The 22,266-nt window shown below is 57.1% G+C and carries 20 protein-coding genes and 3 pseudogenes; 10 read left to right on the forward strand and 13 right to left on the reverse strand.

Annotated elements, in window-relative coordinates; translation table 11 throughout:
• Window positions 1-150: 150 nt before the first annotated feature.
• The 12 genes and pseudogenes from IVB05_RS43710 to IVB05_RS09355 all read right to left on the reverse strand — a co-directional run bounded on the left by IVB05_RS43710 (window position 151) and on the right by IVB05_RS09355 (window position 12,659).
• Window positions 151-1,374: a plasmid stabilization protein gene (locus IVB05_RS43710; protein ID WP_346771838.1), complete on the reverse strand. Its 1,224-nt coding sequence runs from the start codon at window positions 1,372-1,374 to the stop codon at window positions 151-153.
• Between the two features lies 1 nt (window position 1,375).
• The gene (locus IVB05_RS09305; RefSeq protein ID WP_247783928.1) at window positions 1,376-1,669 is read right to left on the reverse strand and encodes a type II toxin-antitoxin system HigB family toxin; all 294 of its coding nucleotides are present in this window, start codon (window positions 1,667-1,669) and stop codon (window positions 1,376-1,378) included.
• Window positions 1,670-2,530: 861 nt separating this feature from the next.
• Window positions 2,531-3,754 carry a glycoside hydrolase family 88 protein gene (locus IVB05_RS09310; protein ID WP_247518035.1) on the reverse strand — a complete coding sequence of 408 codons (1,224 nt, stop codon included), beginning with the start codon at window positions 3,752-3,754 and terminating at the stop codon, window positions 2,531-2,533.
• Window positions 3,755-3,845: 91 nt separating this feature from the next.
• On the reverse strand, window positions 3,846-4,706 hold the full coding sequence (locus IVB05_RS09315) for a helix-turn-helix domain-containing protein (protein WP_247518036.1): 861 nt from the start codon (window positions 4,704-4,706) through the stop codon (window positions 3,846-3,848).
• Between the two features lie 261 nt (window positions 4,707-4,967).
• Complete coding sequence (locus IVB05_RS09320) at window positions 4,968-5,414, reverse strand: MaoC family dehydratase (RefSeq protein WP_247783930.1); 447 nt, start codon at window positions 5,412-5,414, stop codon at window positions 4,968-4,970.
• Window positions 5,411-6,604, reverse strand: coding sequence for a CaiB/BaiF CoA-transferase family protein (locus IVB05_RS09325; RefSeq protein WP_247783932.1), 1,194 nt, complete (start codon window positions 6,602-6,604; stop codon window positions 5,411-5,413). The genes IVB05_RS09320 and IVB05_RS09325 overlap by 4 nt, the downstream gene beginning before the upstream one ends.
• Before the next feature lie 38 nt (window positions 6,605-6,642).
• The gene (locus IVB05_RS09330) at window positions 6,643-7,206 is read right to left on the reverse strand and encodes an enoyl-CoA hydratase/isomerase family protein (RefSeq protein ID WP_247783933.1); all 564 of its coding nucleotides are present in this window, start codon (window positions 7,204-7,206) and stop codon (window positions 6,643-6,645) included.
• A gap of 1,296 nt (window positions 7,207-8,502) precedes the next feature.
• Window positions 8,503-9,618 (reverse strand): Gfo/Idh/MocA family oxidoreductase, encoded by a 1,116-nt coding sequence (locus IVB05_RS09335; RefSeq protein ID WP_247783934.1) that lies wholly within the window; start codon window positions 9,616-9,618, stop codon window positions 8,503-8,505.
• Window positions 9,619-9,655: 37 nt separating this feature from the next.
• A complete protein-coding gene (locus IVB05_RS09340) occupies window positions 9,656-10,285 on the reverse strand; it encodes a cupin domain-containing protein (RefSeq protein WP_247783935.1) in 630 nt (209 codons plus the stop codon).
• A gap of 22 nt (window positions 10,286-10,307) precedes the next feature.
• A pseudogene (locus IVB05_RS09345) lies at window positions 10,308-10,727 on the reverse strand (phosphoenolpyruvate hydrolase family protein); the annotation flags it as partial.
• A gap of 930 nt (window positions 10,728-11,657) precedes the next feature.
• A complete protein-coding gene (locus tag IVB05_RS09350; protein WP_247783937.1) occupies window positions 11,658-12,479 on the reverse strand; it encodes an enoyl-CoA hydratase/isomerase family protein in 822 nt (273 codons plus the stop codon).
• An 18-nt stretch (window positions 12,480-12,497) separates the two neighbouring features.
• Complete coding sequence (locus IVB05_RS09355; RefSeq protein ID WP_247783938.1) at window positions 12,498-12,659, reverse strand: hypothetical protein; 162 nt, start codon at window positions 12,657-12,659, stop codon at window positions 12,498-12,500.
• Window positions 12,660-13,801: 1,142 nt separating this feature from the next.
• Between IVB05_RS09355 and IVB05_RS09360 the strand changes: the two genes are divergently transcribed.
• The 7 genes and pseudogenes from IVB05_RS09360 to IVB05_RS09390 all read left to right on the forward strand — a co-directional run bounded on the left by IVB05_RS09360 (window position 13,802) and on the right by IVB05_RS09390 (window position 18,812).
• Entirely contained in the window at window positions 13,802-14,320 is a 519-nt protein-coding gene (locus IVB05_RS09360) for a copper chaperone PCu(A)C (protein ID WP_247783939.1), read from the forward strand.
• 109 nt (window positions 14,321-14,429) lie between these two features.
• Window positions 14,430-14,801 carry a hypothetical protein gene (locus tag IVB05_RS09365; protein WP_247783940.1) on the forward strand — a complete coding sequence of 124 codons (372 nt, stop codon included), beginning with the start codon at window positions 14,430-14,432 and terminating at the stop codon, window positions 14,799-14,801.
• Window positions 14,802-14,935: 134 nt separating this feature from the next.
• Entirely contained in the window at window positions 14,936-15,031 is a 96-nt protein-coding gene (gene pqqA, locus IVB05_RS09370; RefSeq protein ID WP_276578773.1) for a pyrroloquinoline quinone precursor peptide PqqA, read from the forward strand.
• Between the two features lie 172 nt (window positions 15,032-15,203).
• Window positions 15,204-15,694 (forward strand): annotated as a pseudogene (locus IVB05_RS09375) ((2Fe-2S)-binding protein).
• A pseudogene (locus tag IVB05_RS09380) lies at window positions 15,691-16,032 on the forward strand (molybdopterin cofactor-binding domain-containing protein); the annotation flags it as partial. The pseudogenes IVB05_RS09375 and IVB05_RS09380, both read left to right, overlap by 4 nt.
• A gap of 1,078 nt (window positions 16,033-17,110) precedes the next feature.
• Window positions 17,111-18,571, forward strand: coding sequence for a hypothetical protein (locus IVB05_RS09385; protein WP_247783943.1), 1,461 nt, complete (start codon window positions 17,111-17,113; stop codon window positions 18,569-18,571).
• Window positions 18,572-18,620: 49 nt separating this feature from the next.
• Window positions 18,621-18,812, forward strand: coding sequence for a hypothetical protein (locus IVB05_RS09390; RefSeq protein WP_247783944.1), 192 nt, complete (start codon window positions 18,621-18,623; stop codon window positions 18,810-18,812).
• 13 nt (window positions 18,813-18,825) lie between these two features.
• Here IVB05_RS09390 and IVB05_RS09395 read toward each other — a convergent pair whose 3' ends face one another.
• Window positions 18,826-19,212, reverse strand: coding sequence for a helix-turn-helix domain-containing protein (locus IVB05_RS09395; protein WP_247783945.1), 387 nt, complete (start codon window positions 19,210-19,212; stop codon window positions 18,826-18,828).
• 80 nt (window positions 19,213-19,292) lie between these two features.
• Between IVB05_RS09395 and IVB05_RS09400 the strand changes: the two genes are divergently transcribed.
• Genes IVB05_RS09400 through IVB05_RS09410 form a run of 3 tightly spaced genes read left to right on the forward strand, consistent with a single transcriptional unit; the run spans window position 19,293 to window position 21,562 of the window.
• On the forward strand, window positions 19,293-19,793 hold the full coding sequence (locus IVB05_RS09400) for a multiubiquitin domain-containing protein (protein WP_247783946.1): 501 nt from the start codon (window positions 19,293-19,295) through the stop codon (window positions 19,791-19,793).
• 12 nt (window positions 19,794-19,805) lie between these two features.
• Window positions 19,806-20,192 carry a hypothetical protein gene (locus IVB05_RS09405; RefSeq protein WP_247783947.1) on the forward strand — a complete coding sequence of 129 codons (387 nt, stop codon included), beginning with the start codon at window positions 19,806-19,808 and terminating at the stop codon, window positions 20,190-20,192.
• Entirely contained in the window at window positions 20,192-21,562 is a 1,371-nt protein-coding gene (locus IVB05_RS09410; RefSeq protein ID WP_247783948.1) for a ThiF family adenylyltransferase, read from the forward strand. Before IVB05_RS09405 ends, IVB05_RS09410 begins: the two co-directional genes overlap by 1 nt.
• The last annotated feature ends 704 nt before the right edge of the window (window positions 21,563-22,266 follow it).

Consider the following 22,266-nt stretch of genomic DNA (forward strand, 5'->3'; position numbering starts at 1 on the left):
GCCGGATGCGTACGGACTAATTCGCCACAGCAAGCGACTAGCGTTGCTTGACAGCCTTTATGGTCCGTCGGGCATGGAGCGCCCTTGGTTAGCAGTTTGGTAACGGGGTTCTGGGGTAGTACGTACGATGCTCATTCTCGCTTTCGTGTTCTAGTGAGACATTTCGTAACTCTTGAAGTGCTTTCGCACCTCCCCTGTACCCACAAAATGAGATAGCAACCGATAATTCCGAAACTGATGTCTAACTTTCCCAGCGACAATAGCCGGATGAATCTGAAGTGCGTTAGCGAGATTGATCACGCCGGTTGGAGTGGGGTGAAACCGCACATCAGTATTCTCCCAAATGGATCTGGGGATGCATGCTTCTTCGGCCCATTGGTCTGCTTCATCTTCTCTAGAATCGCGATTCGCTCCAGCACTATCACGCAAAGTGAGATCATCAACAAAGCCAACGTCTGCTGCATTCTCAAGGTGTCTACCGACGTGGGCCAGCTCATGAAGTAAGCAGAACCAGAAATTATCAATCCGATCATAACGCAGCGTTAGTCCAACAACGGGCGTGCCATCCGCCAACTTTAGAGCGGCTCCATCCAGGTGCGTCTTGGAAAGATGCTCTAAGATGATCAGATGAATGCCGTTCTTTTCAAGAAACTCCTTTGCCAAAAGTGGCCCATTCTCAGACCAGCTCAATTTCGCAACCATCCTAAGGAAATCCGGAGTAACTGTTCCCGGCCTATATTCCTTGGGTAGCTTTTTCTCTGAGGCTAACGCTAGTAGCTGCAAGCACCATGCATTCAGAGCAAACGGATCGGACTTTGCATTTGCGCGTGCATGATCATTCTTTCTGTACATGGCTTCGACAACTAGACTTGTTCGCCCGGCTCGATGCATGAGGTCGCGCATTATTTCCTCAGCATAATGAGTTACCTTCGGGCGCTTCGGGAGCCATTTGAGCTTCATCATTTCGGCGACGGGAAATTTGGCCCAATCGATCTCAGAATCTTCAATGTTTCCAACAGATCTTCCCTTGAGCAGGACATCGCTCGGAATACCTAGATGCTCGTGAAGAGCGCGCGCCATCGTCATAGTAATTTGGCGCTTCCCGGAAAGCACTTCAGAGACTTTCGCGCGACTGCCGATAAACGGCACTAAGTCCCGCGCCGAAAGTCCCGACTGCTCCATACGAAATTCAATAGCAGCGACGGGGCTCGGAAAGCCCATAGGAATATTCTTGGATTCGTACAGCTCAACAAGATCAGCGAGCACATCCAATTCGGTGCCTTCGGGCGTACCGGCGCGCGCTTCCATCAGCTCGGAAATGCGATCTAAAGCCGCTTCATAGTCAGCCTTGGTTCTAATCGGCTTCACATTCATCTCACACCTCCTCCGCATCAATCCCGTCGTACTCCGCATGTGTCCCCACAAAGCGGATATAGATGACCCGATAGGGATAATTGATGCTAACGACTAACCGGAATTCGTTCCCTTTGATGTTGAAGACGACTCTGCTGTTCTTCAGAATGCTGCTATTCCGGTACTGAGTTTTAACGGCCGACGGTTGATCCCAATCGGCTGCTTCGGCTTCGCGATACCAAGCAAGCAGCGGCTCCTCCGCCTCGGGGTATCGGCACCAGAAGTCGCGCAGCGTTCCTTTCGCAATGACACGCATGACAATATAAGCCGTTCCCAAAACGCCCGCAAGCTATTCGCTCCCAAAATGTATGGAAGTGGTAGAAGCGTGTCAATGTCATTTTTCGTTAGTTAAATCAATAAGTTAAGTGAAGGCGAGGGGAATCGGGGCGAAGCGCATTGCTCACACAACCGGTGAGAGGTCCTGTCGGCCAAAGGGGCTGCATCAAGGGCGTGGCGCCTCGGCGGACCGATGCTCCTAGCCCGGACAGGCGCGGTTTCGCTATAGCGACGAAAGAAAGCCTGAGACCATGCCGCAATCATTCTGGTCCGCATCGACGCCGGCAAGAAGATGCGTCGCTATTATAAGCTCGACGTACAGCCGGACCTGTTCGGCTGCTGGTCACTCATTCGGGGAGTGGGGCCGCATCGGCCGACCGGGCCAGGCGCGCATCGACAACTTCCCGACGCGCGGTACACAGCTACAGCGAATTGGTTCAAGCGCGCGTCGCCATGCGGGAGGCAATGAAGAAGGGGCAGCCACGGCATATATGCGCGATTTGCGGCACGCCGGTGCACCTGGTCGCTAACATGTGTAAACGCTTCTTCTTTCGCCATTAGACGGAAGATGGCTCATGTCCGGCGGTGCCGCGGAATTCGTTGAGCGAAGAAGAATTCGCACACGAAAATATCACGCTCTGCGCGAAAGCGGATCAAGCAGCTTATTGAACGCAGCTTACGAGCGGACCCGGCATTCGACAGAGACAATCATTCACGAGAAACGTTGGAATGCGGCACACGATCCCCTGACGTGGCGAAAGCCCGACGTTCAGGCGACATCGACCGAGATTCCCGGAAGTCGCGCGTGCCGGGCAGATCAGGTCGGCAACGCCAGTTCACCTCACGCGAGTGTCGGCACCGCCATCAGAGGTCGGAATTGACCGGGCAGCATGACGCGGCACAGCGCCTCGGTGAAGAAGAAGTCGCCGAACATGGTCGCGCTGCGCACACCCTCATTGTGCGGCTTCGAGTAGCAGGAATTCTTCAACAAGCCGCGATGCGACCCCTCTCGCGCGAACTCATTCCGGCACAGCGCTTCCAGCATCGCCAATCCCTGGTCGGTCCACGCTGAAGCTGCGGTGTCATCGGGATGCAGCCGCCCCAGTTCGAGCAACGCGGATGAAATCACGGCCGCTGCTGCCGTGTCCTTAATGTCGGCGTCGGCCTCCGCCGCATCGAAGTCCCACGGCGGGACCTGACGTCCAGCGAGCCGCTTCATATGGTAATTTGCAAGCTGTTCTGCGAGGTCCAGATATCGGCGCTGCCCGGTCTCTCGCGCGGAGTTGACATAGCCGTAGATGGCCCAGCTCTGACCGCGGGTCCAGGCGGATTCACTGCCTGCTCCCTGGAACGTATAGCCGCGCTTCCGCGCGCCGCTCACCACGTCGTACTCCACCGCATGATAGGTGGAGTGATCGGGGCGAATGAAAGCCTTTGCCGTCATGTCGGCATGCGCTTCGGCGGCCAGACGATAGCTGCGATCGCCGCTATAATTGGTTGCCCAATACAGCAGCGAGAGATTAGCCATGGTGTCGATCGCTGAACTGCATTGCCCGCGGGGGTCGTCCAGCGGACCCCAGGAGGCGAGATACGCGCCGCTTCGCGTGGTGATAATCCGTGCCCGCAGCTTGTCGGCCGCCCTCATAGCGATTTCCGCATACCAGCGATCGCCAGTGATCACGTGCGCGGGAATAGCGCTGCTGTCAAATATGAAGCCGATATCATGGGTGTTGGGGTCGTCCGCGCGCTGTGCCACTAGCCGCATGCGTTCGCGCGCCCAGATCAGGTATTTCGTCTCATTGGTATGCAGATAACAGGTCAACAACAGGCCCACCCAGAAGCCGCACAGCCAATTGCCGTGGCTCCAAGCTTCGCCGTTATAGCCAGCAGACAGCGAAGCCGGCAGCTTGATCCAGGAGCCGTCCGGTGCCGTGACATGCGGAAATTCGACGCCCAATGTCGGCTCGTCTTCGGCCACTTTGCGGGCCATGACGTCCAGGACCTCGGTGAACAGTCGCCGCTGCGCGGCAGTGAGCTCGATCGAATTGTTGGCGGTGTCCGGCATGCTTCTTTCCGAGAAAACATAGGTTAGGTGAGATCTTCGTGGCGACCGCCCGACGGGTTGGAGGGCAGCCATTTTGGTTTCGGCGATCGGATCAGAGATTTAGCGTGGCGAGGCTTTGGCGGAATTCGATCGGCGATCGGCTGGTGTGCTTCTTGAAACAGCGGCTGAAATAGGCGGGGTCCTCAAAGCCGAGACGATCGGCGATCTCGGCCACGCTGATATCGGAGTGCAGCAGCAGCCGCTTGGCCTCTAACATGATCCGCTCGCGAATGAGCTGGGCCGCAGTTGAGCCAAGGGCTTGGCGAGTGGCTTCGTTGAGCGCGCGCTCGGTTACCTTCAAAAGCCTGGCATATTCCGCCGTCTCGTTGATGGTGCCGAAATTCTTCTCCAGCGCGCTCTTGAAGCGGCGTGACAGGAGCAGACTTCGGGACGACAAGTCGACGATGGCGGAAGGTACGGCTATACGCGACGTCTTCATAAGGAAGATCCGCAAATAGGACCAGATCACATCCTCATGTCCGGTCTTCTCCGCCGTGTATTCTTCGATCATGGCGTCCGTGATCTGGCGGAGGCTCTCGGCCTGCATCTCGTCCAGATAAAGCGCATTGTTGAGATTTTCGAAACTGTAGATCGGAATTTCGGTGAGCGAATGCCGGTTGTGGACTCTGAAAGCGAAGAATTCCGGGCTGAAGCTGATGGTGTGCCCGATCGCGTCTTCCGAGAGCGTGAAATCGTGGATCTGCCCTGGGGCCATGAAGAACAGGCTGTTCGGCCGCACTTCATATTTGACGGAGTCGATGATGTGGCAGCCGGTGCCGCGGGTCACCCAGACGATATGATAGAAGTCGTGCCGATGCGGGTAGGGCAGCGTCGATTTCATCTTCTCCAGCGGTGCAAAATGGATGTTGAGCGACTTGATCTCGGAGCCGTAATCGTAGTGCTCAATCTTCACGACCGGCAGTGAACAACACGGTTGCCGGTGCGCTGGCTGGCCTCGTGAAAAGAAGGAGCGGACTGCCGCCGGTCGTTGGCCCAGTCTCGCCGGAACTGATCCTTCTACGTCATCCATCGGCTCTGAGGACGCCATGGTCGGTGATCGTTGAATTCTGAAAACGATTTCAGTCATTTTATAGCATCGGTCGCGGTAATATGCCAGCCCCGTCTTCTTTAAGGATCCGCCGTCTGGCGAATTTCTGCTGCAGGAACGAAGGCCCTATCGGAAACGCAGATACTTGTAAGCCGAAAGTCCGCTGAGGACTGCCTCGCCCGTCTGTTTGCGGACCATCGTATCCAGGATCAGAATCCGCTTGGTTTCCTTCTTGCCGACGATAGTGACCTTGGCCGTGATCTTGTCGCCGATGAAAACCGGCTTCAGGAACCGCAGTTCTTGTCCGACATAGGCGAACCCGGGTCCCGTCAGTTGGGTATACGTCCGCGACACCACGGCGGCGGTGAGCAGGCCGTGCACAACCCGCCTGCCGAACGGGGAACGCGAGGCGAACTCGTCATCCATGTGCAGTGGGTTGAGATCTCCGGAGAGATAGCCGAATGTGTCCACTTCCGTTTCGGTGAACGTGCGGGTCACCGCATGCGTTCGGCCAATCTCGAACTTGCTGAAGCTTGGTAGTCGCCAGGATTCCGGCTTGGTTGCGATGATCACGAGGCGGCCTTATTGGTGATGGCTATTCCGCCGTCAGACAATGCGTCGATTTCGTCCGCTGCATAGCCAAGCTCGGCCAAGATTTCCCTGGTATGTTCGCCTTGCCGCGGCGGCAATCGCCGTAGCGGTGGCGCCTCGCCATCGTAGCGGACCGGATGCGCCAAGAGCCGCACCTCGCCGGCTTGAGGGTGCTCGATCGTCATGATCATCTTGTTATGTGCGACCTGCGGATCGCTTTCGACCTCTTCATAGTCATTCACCGGCGCGTACCAGATGTTGTGGGCATCGAAGATCTCCATCCACTCCGCCGTCTTGCGGGTCTGCACGCGCTCATAGACGATGTGATGGATCTCGTCGCGCCGACGCATCGGATCCTTAGGGTCGTTGAAAGCTGCCAGCTTCGGATAGTCGAGCGCCGCGGCCATCTGCGATATAGGCGTTAGCGAAATCGCGATCCAGCCGTCCGCCGTGCGATAGATCCCGTACGGAGCGGGGTGGAAGCGGCTGCCCAGTGGCGGGTCCGTGCGCGCCCAGAGCCGGCCCTTGTTGAGGTAATAGGTAAACGGCTCAATCTGCATATCGAGGGCTGCATTGAGAAGGTTGCTCTCCACCAGGGCACCGCGTCCGGTGCGCTGACGCGAAAGCAGCGCCGAAACGACGCCGAACGCTGCAAGCACGGCGGCGTGCTGATCGACAATTGCGGAGCCAACCGGGGTAGGCGGCGCGTCGGCCCCGCCCGAGAGCATGGTCATGCCGCTCATCGCCTGCAGCAACATGTCTTGGCCCGGCCGTTTCAAGTAGGGGCCGGACGATCCATAGCCCGAGCAGGAGCAATATACGAGGCGGGGGTTGACGGCCTTCATGTCTTCATAGCCGAAGCCAAGCCGCTCCAGGACACCCGGGCGGTAGTTTTCAACCAGCACGTCGGCTTCGCGCACCATGTGCATCACGATGTCCTTCGCCTTTTCATTGCGAAGATCTAGCGAGAGGCTCCGCTGATTGCGATTGCCGAGCAGAAAGAAAATGCTCACGCCTTCCTTGAAGGCATCGAAGCCGGACCAGCCGCGCTCAAATGCGCCTCCAGGAGGCTCGATCTTGATTACGTCCGCCCCGGCGTCAGCCAGCATCTGCACGGCCGCAGGCCCCTGCAGAAAGTGCGTGAAACTCAAAACCTTAATGCCCTTGAGCATGGAAACCTCAGGCTGGACTCAGCAGTTGTTCTCAAACGTCAGCGCACACGCTTTGCTTTCATTGCGCGAGTAGTTCGCGCCAGATGATCGTGCGCTCCATTTCGCATGCGCTTTCCACGATTTTCAGCACCTTGGCATCCCCAAAGCCACGCACGATCGCAAACGCGCTCTTGATGTCGTAGATGCCATGGATCTGGAGCGCCTGATGCGCCGCCTCCATCGCTCCTTCCGTCGAGAACAGGTTGGTCATGGATGGCTGCCGAAGCTTGCTCCAGAAGATGGTCGGCGGGCACTTGGCAGTTCCGTTGATCGAGCCTGAACAGGACGCGCTGACCGCTTTGCATGTCGCGATAGGCTTCGACGCTATTCATCTCGATAAGGCCGTCGATGTCGCTGCCAGCCACAAAGGCCTTTTGACCCGCTCCTGTGATCATGACGACGCGGGTCGCGCTATCCCACGCAGCATCGTCAGGCATGTGGTCCAGCTCGTGCATCAACGCCGGCGTGAACGCGTTCATCTTGTCGGAACGATTGATGGTGAGCACGCGCACGGCGCCAAGCTGCTCCGCCACCACCAGGTTGTCGCCGTCAGCTGTTTGCATCAAAGGACCTTCAGGTAGTTGCTGCCCGACGCCGCGATCGTGCCGCTCTCTGGTTCGTGACCTCGTAATAAAATGCAGGCGTTGCGCTCCTCGTCCTTCTCAGCAACACCAGCTTTGCGGCGACGGCATAGTCAGATATCTGGTAATCCAAATGGTAGAAGCCGTTCAGTGCCCGCGTTAGGACAGTTCGTGCGAATGCTTGTACTTTTCGGCAACCGTCCGCTGTGCGTTCACAACAGAGCACTGCTTACTGCGGAATGAATTGTGCGCTGCAGCGAACCGAGGCCGGCGCATACAGAGATGCTGTTGTCCGCGAGAAGGCAGAAGAAATCGGAAAAGCGTCCTACCACGTGGCTCTGTGGCGCTGATTGCGCGCTTCAGAAGGTGTGACGAGGTTGTCTCCGAGGCCAATCGTCTTCCTAATGGACTCACCTGCCTTATACCCCGATCGACAACGCGGCTGCGAACGGGAGAACATCGAAAGGGCATGGATCACCCGTTGCACTTACTGAGGTGCCATTCGGCGAAATCAGGGATTCCGGCTATGGCGCCGGAGGCCGGAGGCGATCGAGGGATAGGATATTCCAACACCAAGTTCGTAACCTGGGTCTGCGTATAGCTTGGAACTGGGTTTTCTGGAGTAATAAACTAAGCGCGAACCTCAAAGCTGAATCGCCCTGAGCCGCTCGTGCTGCAACGTTCATGAAAAGAACGAGACGTTCGCTCCGGCCTCGACAAGTGCATGAGCGGACTGCTGAGGAAGTCGTCCGTGAAGAATGTCCAACGCACTGATGTGGAATCGAGAACGACGGCGATTGACTGAACGATTTTGCCGGAAAATGAGGGTTTGCGAGAGGGATTCGTTGCAAATTCGATGCGTGATTCTGTGGTCGTAAGATGCTTCGTGGAGGGGAGTTCGCGTTTCAGGTGAGATATTTTCGTGTCTCGTGTTTCTTTTACGGAAGGCCGAGATACTCACAGCTGCTTTCGGTGCGAACGGATTGGATCACATTGGCAAAGGTCCCTCAGGTCTCGCGGTATGGGGGGTGACGATAAGTACGGCGTCAGCTTTTCTAATTCGGTAGATGACGCTGATCGCACTCAAGGCACCCGCTGTTCGAACATAGGCGAGAGTTGCCATTCCTACTCCCGAGCGGCAACGCCCTGCAAAGCAGCTTGGACGGCCAACCTCGTGCCGAATAACAGCGATCACGAAAGTAGTGGTGGCTAGCTAAGGTTGCGACACCTTGCATGGGAGCGAACATTGCAGGAGGGCTCGTTGCCCTGAATGAAAAATCAGCCATTGTGAGATAAGCCCAACACCTCACTGTGGTGCGATTGGAGCCCCTCTCGAAAGGATTGCAGAAATTCCTGTACTTTGACAGGCTGGCCGAGCTGTGCACTTTCAATGGCGGAGAACACCATCGCCACAGACTGTAGGTTGTCCTCGACGTTGGTAGCCATCGCCGGGCCGCCGTCAAGCCAATGGCAGAATTGCTCAATCAACAGTGAATTGTGCCACTTCTTCCCAGCGAGCGGCGACACATGCTGCCCTTTCCCTTGCTGGCTCTTTTGATACATCCGCTTCGGGTCTCGATGGAACACCTCAACCTCGCGATGATCGAGGATAGCCGTCCCGGATGCCGTTTCGACTCGAAAATATTCGCACGTCCAGTCGTTGAGTCCCGTCGATTGTGCTGAGGACCCTTCGTATACTCCATGCGCGCCGTTGGCGAAGTCCATCAACACTATGACGTCTGTGTCGCCGTTGTATTCCGCCCATTCCGGCTTCCAACAACGGGCAAAAATTGACGTGCAGGGTGCCCCCGCCAGATCGGCCATGATATCGAGGTGATGCACTGCGCCCTCGATTAGCATGGGATGAGCCATTTCGTGGCGAAAACGTCTCCACGAATCATGAACGCGGTAGTCGCCAGCGAACCGACACGATACCGTATTGACCCGGCCGAGAGCGTCCGCACTGATGAGTTCTCTCAGTGTCGATTTATCCTGATCGAACCGGTGGCTCATGGTTACTCCCATCTTGCGACCAGCAGCTTTCACTTTGTCAGCGATCCGGACAGAAGCTTCCATTGTGTCGGCAATCGGTTTCTCTGACAGAATATGCATTCCTCGAGCAAGGGCTAGATCGACGATGGACTCGTGCAGAGCGGGCGGGATCACGATAGTACAGAAATCGGCTTTTACCGCCCGGAAGCCTTCTTGTGCCGAGGTGAAGCACTGCTCCGTCTTCAAACTGAGGTGCCTCCGGCCCTTTTCCATGGCTTCGGTGTCGATGTCCACCAGGCCGACCACCTCGATCGTCCCGTCTGTCACGTATGGCGGCAGGAACGTATCGCACCAGCGCTCTCCAAAGCCGCCGGCTCCAATATGCAGGACCTTATAGGTCATGAATCTTTCCTTCAAATGGGGTGGGACTTGAACCGAGTCACACCCGCTCCGCGCGAATGTCAGCCGGACCGTGCTTGTGCTCCCAGAGGTGCCCAAATCGCTTCTTGCCTTCGAGTGTTGTCTCGAAATAGGCGGCCGTTATGTCGGCCCGAACCTGAGGGAGATCGTGATGGTGGCCCATGCCAATGGCGACGCAATCACCCGCCTCGACTTCGAAGCTGCGCGATCCGACCAGGACGGTGCCAGCCCCCTCCATGATGACCCAGTATTCGTCACAGTCGTGATAGTGAGAGTCGAAATTGGTCGACTTGGGATAGCTAACTGGGTCTCCCTTTGCCCAAGCTGGAGTGCTCGGACTAAACTTGAAAATGCCGCATCCGCCCAACTCAGTGCCCCATCTACCGGAAAAGATGAGGACTTGCGCCGTGAGATCGCCGGCATCCGCAGCAAAAGGACCGTTGGCCTCATCGACGTCACAGAACTGACCTTCACAGAGCACTTGCGCGCCCTCTCGGCTCGTCAACCGGCAAGATCCGCGTGTGACGAGTAGACGCTGTTTTTTGGCATTGACCCCTATCGGGCGAAGCTGCCCAGTGAGTTCGACAAACTCGAAACCCGTGAGTTCGCACCAATCCGACGACCGTTCTCCGCTTCTGAAAACCGACATAGTGTTCCTCTCCATTCTGCAGTCAGGCTGTTTGGCAGCAGATCGTCTTCAAGGCGACCGCTTGGGACTCAATTGCTTCCTCGGTAGGCACCCGATCCAAGCTGCTTGTTCCGTAGATTCCATGGCCGCCGGGGCTGGCACCGAGAATGAAGCGAGCATCTTCCGGGTTGGCATTTGGACCAGCCTGATAAGGGATGATGATATCGTCGCGAGTCTCTCGCCGCCGCCTCGATACACCAGTTGATAAGATCGTCGCAGTGATCCAGGGACTTGGCCGAGCGAGCACCACATCGCAGCGCCCCGTAGTCAGGCCATATGACACACGAGGATATCTGCCCCAGCCTTCTTCTGGACTGAAGACGTAGAGGGTAGTCAACGCTTCGAGCTCGGTGGCCTCGACGATCATATCGCTCCCCTGCGCATAGCTCATTTCGGTCGTGTCGAGGTTCTGGCGGGCAAAAGTTCATCGATCAGACGACCGGTCGGTAAGTTCTGCACGCCAGAGAAACCGATCTCCTTATTTCCTTAGTTATCCCCTAAGATGCTTGAAATGACGACGAACGGACCCGTGTTGTTGGGTCTGGTAGAACCTGTATGTGCTTACTTTGGGCAAGACCTCGCCCGCTATGTGCATGACGATCTAATCGGCATTTCCGGGCAAGCGCCACGGCCGCCCATGCGATAGCTCGCTTCTTGTCCGATCCAGCAAGGCTGACAATGTCCTTACGTTGGCAAAGTGGCTATCGCTTAGCATAGGCTCCTTCTTGCTAGCCTCATAGAGGAGGCCCGTTCCATGGATACCAGCCTCGAGTAGCTTCTAACTGTCCTGAGCCCCGCATTCTCCTCCAAGAAACGGTAGGGCCATCACCTCCGTGAGATGAGGTCGGCAAACTGGAGCGTTTTTGGTGAGTGTTGCGCTGCCGAATCCCCTCGGCTGGGAGAAGCGGGAGACGATGAAGGCCTCAAAATTGTCGGACGCTAAAAAGGAGTCCATTCGAAGCAGGGTAATGACGGGTCACGGTTGCGTACGTCCGCCGGTGATCCGTCGTGAATACACGCAGGCAGACGTAAGGAACTGCGAGCGCACTCGCAGGCGAAGACGCCCGCTGCCAAAATCGCGCAACTTACAAAGCGAACAATCGTATCGTTGCGGAGATAAAATCAGGATTCCCTATCGTTCATGGACGATGGCCCGCGCCGCACAGTAGGGCAGGCCGGCAAGGCCGAGCCTGCAAGCCTTATTTCGTACAAAAATGCTTCTTCTTCCCACAACTGCTGGGAGTAGGATGCGACCTGGCGTTTCGCGAAACGCCGAACGGAATTGGGGATCATCATGTGCTGATCGTTCAGAAAATGGGGCATGCTCATGGGATCACTTGGATTTCTCGGAAGTCGAACTGTCGGTGAGCGCTTTTTTGGGCTTGCGGCGCGCGGCAAAGGCGCGCAAACCCTCGCGGGCGGCAGTGGTGTCGAAGTTGACGGCGTAGTTCGCGGCCTCCAGATCCAGTCCCGCATTCAGCGGGATTTCGGCGGCGCGGTTGACAGTGCGCTTGGCCATTTCCATGGCGAACGAATCGTGTGTTGCGAGCTGTTCGGCAAAGGCCAGCGCCGCCGACTTCAGCTCTGGCGCGGAAGCGAAAACATGAATGAAACCAAACTCCCGGCATTCCGCGGTCGTATAGTGGCGCCCGGTCAACACCATTTGCTTGGCGCGCGCCAACCCCATCTTTCTGACCGCGAGCTGCGTTCCGCCCCAACCCGGGATGGTATTGAGTGTAATCTCCGGAAAGCCAAATCGCGCCGTATCGGACGCGACGATGAAGTCGCACGCCAGCGCGAGCTCGAAGCCGCCGCCCAATGCATAGCCATTCACCATGGCGATAGTCGGCTTTGCGAATTCATATAGCCTGAACAGGACGCGCTGACCCCTTTGCATGTCGCGATAGGCCTCCACGCCATTCATCTCGATAAGGCCGTCGATGTCGTTGCCAGCCACAAAGGCCTTTTGTCCGGCCCCCGTGATTATGACGACGCGGGTCGCGTTATCCCGCGCAGCATCGTCAAGCATGTGGTCCAGCTCGTGCATCAACGCCGGCGTGAACGCGTTCATCTTGTCGGCGCGATTGATGGTGAGCACGCGCACTGCGCCAAGCTGCTCCATCAGCACTAGGCTGTCATCGTCAGCTGTTTGCATCAAAGGACCTTTAGGTAGTTATTGCCCGAGGCCACGATAGTGCCGCTCTCTGGTTCGTGACCTCGGAGTAAAGATGCAGGTGTTGCGCTCCTCGTCCTTCTCACGCACCACCAGCTTTGCGGTGATGGTGTCCCCGAAATAGACCGTGGCATCGAAGGTGACGCCATATCGGTAGGGCACTGCGCTTCCGGAGCCTTTGCTACCATATATCCCATCACGGTGGAGAGAAGGCCGACCGAGAGCGCTCCCTGCGCGATCCGTTTTTTGAAGCGCGTATTCTTGACGTACTCCTCATCGAGGTGCAGGCCGCAGAAGTCGCCGACAATGTCTGCGCATGCATATACGTCATATTCGGTCACGGTCTTCGCGACGTCGGCGATATCGCCGATGGCATAACAGTTCATGTTAGGTCGCTTAGCCATGATGTTGGGATTGATCTTTCGAGCTGCCGCTTCTGATCGTCTCGACCTCTGCGAACCTGGAAGTAAGCTTCGGCTGCCGTGGACGTGTGGGCTTACTCGTCCAAATGGTAGAAGCGACCCCGTGCCGGGGTTAGGACACTTTGTGCGAATGCTTGGACTTTTCGGCAACCGCGCGCTGGGGGCTCGCAGAAGGGCACCGCACTTGTCACCGCCGAAGGCGGCGAATGGATCGGCGCAGCTATCCAGATGCCGATGTCACGTAAGAAAGTACAAGAAATTCGGAAATGCGTCCTAACGCGTTGCGCTCTGTTCGCCAATACTTTCGCTCAATCGAAGTCTATCGTCGTGTATCAAAAAAGCACGGAGGGGGAGCGGCAGCATGAAACATTTGGCGTGAACTTCGGGTCCATCCTGAGGTCAAGGCACCGGCGGACCGTCTGCCCATGATCACACATGGCGCGGTGCGGGACATTACCGACCTCGCGATGATCGGACTGGGCATCGTCTTCGTCCTCTACGGCGGCGAAATGCTCTCGCTAATTGGGACGGAGACTGCGTGGTCACTGCCGATCTCGATGGTCTACCCGAATCTTGCCGTTCCGGTCGGCGGTGCACTTTGCATGCGCTGGTGCGGATGGTCGTGTCGCGCCTCTCGCCTGGTACGGTGGAGACACCCGTCGGCGCGTCGGGATATCGAACCACATCTAACAGTTGGGGGGCGCGATCGTGTGGGGTCTTCGTGTTGGCTGCGTCCTTCTTGGGCTCCGTGCGCCGGTTGCGATCTGCATTGGAATTGCGAGAGCGCGTGCCGTCGCGCCGACCGGCGCACCGCTGCTGGTCATTCCACAGCAGCTCTTTGCCAACTTGTATAATGTCGGCCTGCTGACGATTCCGTTTTTCATGGACGCCGATCGCTACGAACTTAGCGGCCGCACCGACATCGCTCGCGGCAAGCGGATTGTCTGCGGTGGTGGCGGATTGCGGCTCTTTGCGATCCGACTTCTGATTTTCGGACTTGGGCTGACGCTGACGCCCGGGTTCGCCGCGGCAGGCGACGGGCTGAAGGTGACGAATGCTCGGGTTTCCGCATCCGATCAGATCGGTATCGATCTGCCGCTTTTGATGACAATCAAAAACGACGCAGCCGAAGCTGACGCCATTTTGCGCGTCCGCTGTCCATTCGCAAATTTTTCGGAAAAGCACACTGTCGATCGCGGCGAGGGCGCTCCCGCCATGCGTGCGATCAGGTCCATTCCGATTCCGGAGAACGAGACGCTCGAGCTCAGGCGGGATGGATACCATGTTATGCTGCTCCAGACGCGGCAGAAACTTATCGACGGCGAGACGTTCACATGCGCCGTCGTTTTCCAGAAAGCCGGAACAAAAGAAACGGAGGTGCAGGTTTCACGAACGCCCTGATCTCAGACAGTGGACCGGTGAGCCCGCTGGATAAGGCTTCTCAGCCGAACGCACGGACGCTTGCCGGACATTCGATCAACCATAACCATACCAAAGGAGGGCACTACTCATGGAGCGATTGTCAGATCGCGTAAGAATATCGACGCGAGCGCGGCTGCTTGCGGTTGCAATCGCCGCGGGAGGCATGATGGCTGCAGCGCAGGTCTGTGCCGCGGATGAGGTCACTCAGGAACGGCTGCTCAATGTCGACAAGGAGCCGCGCAATTGGCTTCATCATCATCAGAACTATTCGGCTCACCGGTTCTCTACTCTAAAGGAGATCAACCGCGATAACGTGAATGTTTTCATCCGCGAGACATGCAGAAAGTCACTGCCCGACCGGTTGCTCACCGTCGAGCGCAACTTGTTCAGGCGAGCCGGCCGAGACGTGAGGGACTTCGTTGATCGGACGTATGTTCGGATTACCCGGGAGATGCAATAGGGCTCCTCTGCCGAGCCGGTACATTGTGGTTTCCACTTCTTCAACTTGCGTCATCGGCTTGGAGAGTTGCCGAGGATGCAAGAGGGCGTGTGCTCGATGCGCAGGCCAAGCTCAGCCTCTCCAGGAAAAAAGAGATGAGGTGGAACGCGCCGAAGATCGTAGAACTGCCGGTCGGCATGGAAATCAACATGTACGCCTGTGCCAGCCGCAGTCGGTATCCCGGAGTGTAGGCTTCGTTTGAGGTATTTCGCCTGTTGCCTGATCGGCCCGGTGCAGGTCAGCTGCGGGCGGCTGCCGTAACTTTGCGAGTTGGAGCAGCTTTGCGATGCTGCCACTCGTTTTCACCGGAATCTAGTCAAGTTCAATCGCCTCGAATTCGCCCCGTAAGGAGGTTTTTGGCAAATGGCAAAGTTAAACATCAACGGCAGAGATCTCTCCGTGGATGCGGCACACGATACGCCGCTGCTCTGGGTCATCCGCGAGCAATTACAGATGACCGGTACGAAGTTCGGCTGCGGCGCAGGTCTCTGCGGCGCCTGCACGGTTCACGTCAATGGCGAAGCCGTCCGTTCCTGCCAGACCATGGTCAGCGACGCCGTCCGGAAAAAGATCACCACCATCGAGGGGCTTTCCGCCAAGGGCGATCATCCCTTGCAGAAGGCCTGGATCGCCGAGCAGGTGCCGCAATGCGGCTACTGCCAGTCCGGCCAGATCATGCAGGCGGCCGCGCTGCTTTCCAAGAATTCGAATCCGACCAAGGATGAAGTAGTCGCGCATATGGACGGCAATCTGTGTCGCTGCATGACCTATTCGCGCATTCAGAAGGCGATCATGCGCGCCGCGTCCGAATGCGTACCGCCTCCAACGCCGGCACCGAGCGGAGGGCCACATGAATAAGCACATCAAAGTCACCGATAGCGCGCCGGCCGATCTCAGCCGCCGCTCGTTCCTGGTCGGCTCGGCAGCCACCGGTGTCGTGCTCGGCTATGCGGCGGTCCCCGGCATTGATCAGGCGCTCGCGGCGCCATTCAACTTCGAACCTTCGGTCTGGTACTCGATCGCGCCCGACGGCCTCGTCACCGTCACCTGCGGCAAGGCCGACATGGGCCAGCATATTACATCCACGATGGCGCAGATCGTCGCCGAAGAACTCGGCGCGAACTGGAAGGACATGCGAGTGCAACTCGCGTCCAACGATCCGAAGTTCAACGACCCCGTGCTGGGCGCGCGCGATTTTACGTACCGCAACTGGATGGATGCCGTGCGCAACGGCGATACGTTCATCACAGTCGGGCCGCTCGTGGATATGACGGTGGAAGGACGCCGTCCAGGGAGCAAGATCGCGCTTCCTGTTTCAGGCGGAACCGTCGCCGTCAACTGGCGGATAGAATCGGTCAGCGTCCGGCCAACGCGAGTCGAGTTGATTCGCAATGGCACCGCAGTCGACGAAGTGCGATGCAGTCACCTGTCATGCAACGGCCATTTCCCCCTACGCGTCACCGAGTCTTGCTGGGTCGCGATCCGTGTTCGAGGCAGTGTCGCCGGGCGCGAGGCCGACATCGCGGCCCACACCAGTGCAGTGTATGTCGGAGTCGGGGAAAAACCCATCTTTGCGATCGCAGACGCGATGTCGGTCCTCGCGCAGATCGAGGGATCGATCGCCTACGTTGATACGCTGGCCCCCCGGGCCGATGAAGCGCGGCACGCGCGGCTGCGGGCTACTCTGGAGCTTGCACATCATCGCCTGCATCACAGGCTTCACGAACTCGGCGCCAGCCACGAGCATGTGCCAATCCATTCGGTTCATGTTGAACGCGAGCATTGATGAGCGAAAACCTAGGAAAAGGAATCTGTTGTCCGTTTCCGCTTGTCTGTGTTGGCAGCGTCGCGTGGGCGCACCCGGACCATGGCACGTCCGGCTATGTCCACTGGCATTTCCAGCGACGTGCGCTCGGACAGATGGTAAGATCCTAGGTGCCCCGCAGTGAGATAACCATCGATCAGCGCCCTTGCAGTATTCGCCCGAGCTGGTTCAGATTGTCTGAAAAATTCCCCATCGGGTAGGGGTGTCACGTTTCATCATGTTGTGCGGCGCAGCGCGGTTGGTCTGCGGTTATTAGGTTTCAAGTGACCTTCACCAGTCAGCCGGTCTAGCACGCCTCATCCTCCAGATTTGACCAAGGTCAGCCGGTGGCTTACACCTCCGTCTAGCCGGCGGTAGGAGGGAATCGCCTATTTTTTGATCAAGGATTTCTAATGGCAACTTTTACGATGCATATGCGCATCGCTTCTGACCACGGTAAATTTTAATGTATAAGTGGATTTCTTTGGCGACGAGCGCGGATCTCGCGCAGCTGTCCAATCACATCACCTCCGAGTACAACCCGGACCGGATCGCAAAGATTTTGAGCCAGGGGATCTCGGATGCGGTGAAGGGCGTCCTAATCGAGTACAACTACATCGATAAGGACTATCGCAGCACGTACTATAGTTTCTATTCGAAGAAGGGGCAGTATTATCGCAGCGACTGCGTCCGGCTGCATTTTTTTGACCAGACTGTGAAGTTAGATGACGCCAATGCTGCGCTAATTTGTCCCGATCGCGAGAAGCTCAAGTATCATTACTTCGGCTACATGGTATTGCGGCCGACTGGCATTGCTACCATCGGCAGGACTGTGCTCTCTCCGGACATCCGCAAGGGCGCTGGACGTTTCATCATTACTGCTGATCATAAAGTGCATCTGCTCGGCTATAAGCTGGCAATACGCGGCTTTCCTTCCATGGATCAGCATGTCGATATTTCGGTTTGCGCACATGCTGCTTGTTGGTCCATCTTGCGTCACTATAGCGAGCGCTACAACGTTCATCGAGAATATTTGGTCCATGAGATCACGATGATGGCGCACGAGTTCAATCCGGGTGGTTTGGTGCCGTCTAAGGGCTTGCAGATCGCTCATGCCGAACGCGTGTTTCAAGAAGCGAACACTTTCCCTATCCATATCGCGCGCAACACCACGACAGGTACTCAGGACCATCCGTTCTATAGGCAACTGATTGCCTATATAGAATCGGGCTTCCCTCTGTTCGCCGCGATGCATTCGCGGCGCCATGCGGTTGCGCTCGTGGGCTATGAATGGCGTCAACCGGTGAAAGGTCACTGCGGTCTCCGGCATGCTTGGGACGAAGTCGAAACGCTTGCTGTTGTCGACGACAATCACCTGCCGTACTTGTCCATTCCGAAGTCGAGCGGAAGTGCCTATGCGGCGGAGGCGATTGACGCCTTTATCGTAGCGCTTCCTGAAAAGGTCTATTATCCAGCTGATGCCGTTGATCGGTTGGCTCCTGCCTTGTTCACGCTTGGTCGCGCGATCGGGCTCCCGCCCAAGGACGAGACCATTATCCGCTACTTCATCACCACCGGCTCGTCTTATCGCCGTTTTGCGCGAGAGCATGCATCCGAATTTGATCCGAAACTCCTGCAGTACATCATGACACTGCCGTACGCCCAGTTTATCTGGGTGGTCGAGTTTTCGACGGAGGAACAGTGGGCTAACGGAAGGGTTGAGGCGCGTGCGGTGATCGACGCCACGGCCAGCTTACGCGAGCAGATGCCCCTCTGGCTGTTCCACAGCCGCACCGATGCCTTGATTTTCGATCGGAAGCAGGTGGGCCAAATCGCTTCCGGCATGGGTGGCCTGAAACTTGCCAATGCCGGTCATGGAGGATTCTCGCGGATCGATTGCAATTTGCGACCAACTCAGACGAAATAGCGCTATCGACACGCGCCGAAGCGCATTCAAGACTTCAGGGAGATCACCGATGGCTGACGATGCACAAGACAAGACAAATGAAAGACCTGAAATGCTTCAAGGGCTTGCGCCGGTCGATGCCAAGCTTTTGCAGGAGTTCCTCAGTGAGATGAACGAGCACGTGATCCCCGACATCGTCAAAGCCGTGGAGGAGAGGCGTTTGCAGGCGGCTGAAAGCCGTCAATGGCAGCTAAAATGCTGAGAGGTGCAGCGGCTTACTTGAGGGGCTTCTTCAGGCGCTCATAAGCCGCGCGTACGATTGCTTCCACCGCTTCTGCGGCCTCAGCGTCCAAGGCCGGATCAGCCCGCAAAAGGCTAGAAATTTGCACCATGGGCTCTGGCTGGCTGGCGCGATAGGGCGCGTTGACAAAATCCGACGGATTAAGTCCGGCCCAGGCAGAAAGCGCGGCCAAACTGGCCGCGTCTGGACGCCGGCCCTGCGCCATGCGCGTCAGGGTCGAAGCGCTAACGCCGGTTGCTTCTGACACCTCTTTCCAGGTGACGTCGCGAGTTTGAACCGTTGTTTCCAGCGCCCGGTAGAAGGCATCTCCGTCAAAGCCTTTGGTATCGTTAGCGTTTCTTGCGTTCTCAGAAATTGCCATTTAGCAATTGACTTTCTATTTCGGGTCCTCTATCTATTGCTTGATAGCAATTTGACTTCGGAATCGCAAGGGGAAAGCGTATGACTACCGAACGCACGGATATCCTTGAGGCGGAAGGCCTCCGACACGACCACTTGGTCACTGTGAAAGTGAATGAGCGCCCGCTAAAGCTGCTGGGCCCGCGTGAAACTGGCGAGCAGATCAAGATCGCTGCGATCGAGCAGGACGTTGAGATCGGCAAGGACTACCTGCTGGACGAAGTCCTCCCCGATGGTACCCATCGTCACATCGAAGATCATGAGCCGGTAGAGCTTCGCGATCAAATGGTGTTCGTGGCGCACAAGCCTGAACACATCGTCATCATCACTGTCAACGAACAGCCGGTGAACCTCAAAGGCCACTCCGCCACCGGCACAGAGATCAAAGCCGCCGCCATTGCTCAAGGTGTAGCGATCCAGCCCAATTTCGTGCTGCAGGAAGAGCTGCCTAATGGCACCAGCCGTATCGTCGGCGACAATGACGTCGTTCATCTGCGCGAACATCTTCGGTTCACGGCGATCGCGCCAGACGACAACTCCTAGGCAGAAATTGCCATGAAAGTGGAAGTTTCTGCCGCCATCGAAGATTTGAAGAAGCAATTCCCCTCTGCCTCCGTCAACACGCGGGACGATGGGCAGGGCGGCGTCTATCTTACGGTCGAACCGGTCGCGCTTAGCGACCGGTTCGTTCCGAACAAGACCTGGGTGGGCTTCCACATCACCGCGCAATATCCCTATGCCGATATCTATCCCATGTTCATCGGTGGGGAGGTCCGGCGCGCCGACGGTCAGGGCTTTACGCCGCCGGTCACTGCAGGACATGCGTTTGAAGGAAGGCCGGCTCTGCAAATTTCCCGCCGCAACAGCACGGCCCAGAACGGTAAGCAAAAAGTTTGTGCCAAGGTTCTCAAGGTTCTGGATTTTTTGGAAAGATCGTCGTGATGTCCAAGTGCAGGCTCCGCATTGCCCGTTCGGACTACGAGTTACTCTGGCATCATCTCTATCAGGAGGATTGTGATGAGCACGGAGCCATCTTACTCGCGGGGCTGTCCGAACTAGGCACGATTCCACTCCTCACTGTTCGGGAAGTGCATCTGGCTAAGGACGGAATCGACTATGTAGCAGGCAAAATTGGTCACCGCGCCCTAACGCCGCAATTCATTCATCGGCTGGTTACACGCGCTCGCGACGAGCGGCTCGTCTATTTGGCCGTTCACAATCACGGTAGCGATCGGCAAGTCGGATTCAGCGATATCGATATCCGGTCTCATGAGCGCGGCTATCCCGCTCTGTTGCAAATCGCCAAAGGCATGCCGGTTGGTGCTCTGGTATTGGGGCGGCGGGCCATGCAGGCAGATCTCTGGATGCCAGATGGCAGCCGTTGCGAACTCGATCAGGCGAGCGTAATTGGCATGAAGATTGAGCGTCTTGCCCCTCAACTATCGAGAAATCTGAGCTCGATGGACGACCAATATGACCGCCAGATTCGTATGTTCGGTCGAGTGGGCCAGCAAACCTTATCGCGCGCCCATGTTGCGGTGATCGGGCTAGGCGGGATCGGTAGTCTGGTTGTGGAGTATCTGGCCCGATTGGGTGTCGGCCACTTCACGCTCGTTGATGACGACGCGGTTGAGGCGTCCAATCTTGCACGACTTATCGGAGCATCGCAGTCCGACGTTGAAAATCGCACGCCCAAAGTTCAGTTGGCACGGCGCCTCATCCAGCAGGCCAATCCATCCGCGCACATCGAGCACTTCAATGCGGATGTGGCTAAAGCTTCAGTGGCGGACCGGCTCAAAGGCTGCGATTACATCTTTCTTGCGGCGGACTCAATGCGGGCACGCTTAGTAGTGAACGCGATGGTTCATCAATATCTTATTCCAGCCGTTCAGCTGGGCTCGAAAATCCGCGCTGATGAGCAGGGGCGGGTGATCGATGCGTTCAGTGCCATTCGGCCCATTCGTCCAGGTGCGGGTTGCCTTTGGTGCAATCAGCTGATCGATCCTAATCTCTTGGCCAAAGAGGCCAAGACTGATGCGGAGCGAAAGGCGCAGGCTTATGGCGTTGAGGAGCCGAACCCCAGCGTTATCACTCTCAACGCGGTCTCCGCGGGGCACGCCGTGAATGATTTTCTGATGGATTATCTCAGTCTACGCGCTGATCGCTCCTTGCATTACCAGCACATCAATGCCCTGACCGGGAAGCTGCACTTAGTCGAACCGCGAAAGGACGCTGATTGTCCAGAATGCTCGAAAGGTGGAATGCGATTCGCTCGAGGTGATGCCGTGGATTTGCCATGTACAGAAGGCTAGCAACCACCTCATGATATTGATCCCGCGCAGTCGCAAAAAGATCTAGATTGAAGCCAAGATGCAACCGATGCAGATGGACATCGGAGCAGCGTGATATGGCGCGAGGTCCCTAGTTGCCGCACAAGGCGAAAGATACGTCGGACGGTGCTTCTGCGCGACGAAGCTTTCTTATCGGCGTACCGGCGGAAGTACCCGGGCTGCATCGCTCGCGAACTTCGATCTGATCAATAATGGAAGGCCTTCACCTCACGGTGGGCCCTCGCACATGAGCTCCAGCCAGACGCATTGTTTCGAAGGTCGACATCAGGCGCAACATCGCTTTGGGAGCCCTAACCAGCGTTTCAGCTGGTTCGTGTCGACGGTGAGTTTACTGGGACAGCGGCATCTTCTCCAACGCGCCTACGGAATGGTATTGAGCGACACCCGACGCGAGCTCCCTGATCTTCTCGGTTCACTTCTGCAATCGAACAGCGTGACCTCGGTATCGCTATAGCGAAGTTCGTCTTGTTGCGATCACGCGGGTCGGTCGTTGGTCTTAGAGCCCGAGCACCATTGTCCGCACGACTGGTATCGCCTCACACACATCGGCTCGGGAGTCTCCGTCCTTGTACTCGCGCGCGGATCGCTGATGGCTTCCGCTGTTCTATGCAGCCACTCCTTCTCGGGGTCCTGGCGCCGCTGTCTTGACGCACAGGGAGGAAAAG

The organism is Bradyrhizobium sp. 170 (genome assembly GCF_023101085.1).
GTDB lineage: Bacteria > Pseudomonadota > Alphaproteobacteria > Rhizobiales > Xanthobacteraceae > Bradyrhizobium.

What these genes read in the sequence shown, in the direction of transcription:
- IVB05_RS09410 (WP_247783948.1), top strand. Translation starts at nt 20,192, where the DNA reads ATGTCCAAGTGCAGGCTCCGCATTGCCCGTTCGGACTACGAGTTACTC.
- IVB05_RS09305 (WP_247783928.1), bottom strand. Translation starts at nt 1,669, where the DNA reads ATGCGTGTCATTGCGAAAGGAACGCTGCGCGACTTCTGGTGCCGATAC.
- IVB05_RS43710 (WP_346771838.1), bottom strand. Translation starts at nt 1,374, where the DNA reads ATGAATGTGAAGCCGATTAGAACCAAGGCTGACTATGAAGCGGCTTTA.
- pqqA (WP_276578773.1), top strand. Translation starts at nt 14,936, where the DNA reads ATGAGGTGGAACGCGCCGAAGATCGTAGAACTGCCGGTCGGCATGGAA.
- IVB05_RS09405 (WP_247783947.1), top strand. Translation starts at nt 19,806, where the DNA reads ATGAAAGTGGAAGTTTCTGCCGCCATCGAAGATTTGAAGAAGCAATTC.
- IVB05_RS09330 (WP_247783933.1), bottom strand. Translation starts at nt 7,206, where the DNA reads ATGCAAACAGCTGACGGCGACAACCTGGTGGTGGCGGAGCAGCTTGGC.
- IVB05_RS09400 (WP_247783946.1), top strand. Translation starts at nt 19,293, where the DNA reads ATGACTACCGAACGCACGGATATCCTTGAGGCGGAAGGCCTCCGACAC.
- IVB05_RS09360 (WP_247783939.1), top strand. Translation starts at nt 13,802, where the DNA reads ATGGACGCCGATCGCTACGAACTTAGCGGCCGCACCGACATCGCTCGC.
- IVB05_RS09325 (WP_247783932.1), bottom strand. Translation starts at nt 6,604, where the DNA reads ATGCTCAAGGGCATTAAGGTTTTGAGTTTCACGCACTTTCTGCAGGGG.
- IVB05_RS09335 (WP_247783934.1), bottom strand. Translation starts at nt 9,618, where the DNA reads ATGACCTATAAGGTCCTGCATATTGGAGCCGGCGGCTTTGGAGAGCGC.
- IVB05_RS09310 (WP_247518035.1), bottom strand. Translation starts at nt 3,754, where the DNA reads ATGCCGGACACCGCCAACAATTCGATCGAGCTCACTGCCGCGCAGCGG.
- IVB05_RS09365 (WP_247783940.1), top strand. Translation starts at nt 14,430, where the DNA reads ATGGAGCGATTGTCAGATCGCGTAAGAATATCGACGCGAGCGCGGCTG.
- IVB05_RS09340 (WP_247783935.1), bottom strand. Translation starts at nt 10,285, where the DNA reads ATGTCGGTTTTCAGAAGCGGAGAACGGTCGTCGGATTGGTGCGAACTC.
- IVB05_RS09350 (WP_247783937.1), bottom strand. Translation starts at nt 12,479, where the DNA reads ATGCAAACAGCTGACGATGACAGCCTAGTGCTGATGGAGCAGCTTGGC.
- IVB05_RS09385 (WP_247783943.1), top strand. Translation starts at nt 17,111, where the DNA reads ATGTATAAGTGGATTTCTTTGGCGACGAGCGCGGATCTCGCGCAGCTG.
- IVB05_RS09395 (WP_247783945.1), bottom strand. Translation starts at nt 19,212, where the DNA reads ATGGCAATTTCTGAGAACGCAAGAAACGCTAACGATACCAAAGGCTTT.
- IVB05_RS09390 (WP_247783944.1), top strand. Translation starts at nt 18,621, where the DNA reads ATGGCTGACGATGCACAAGACAAGACAAATGAAAGACCTGAAATGCTT.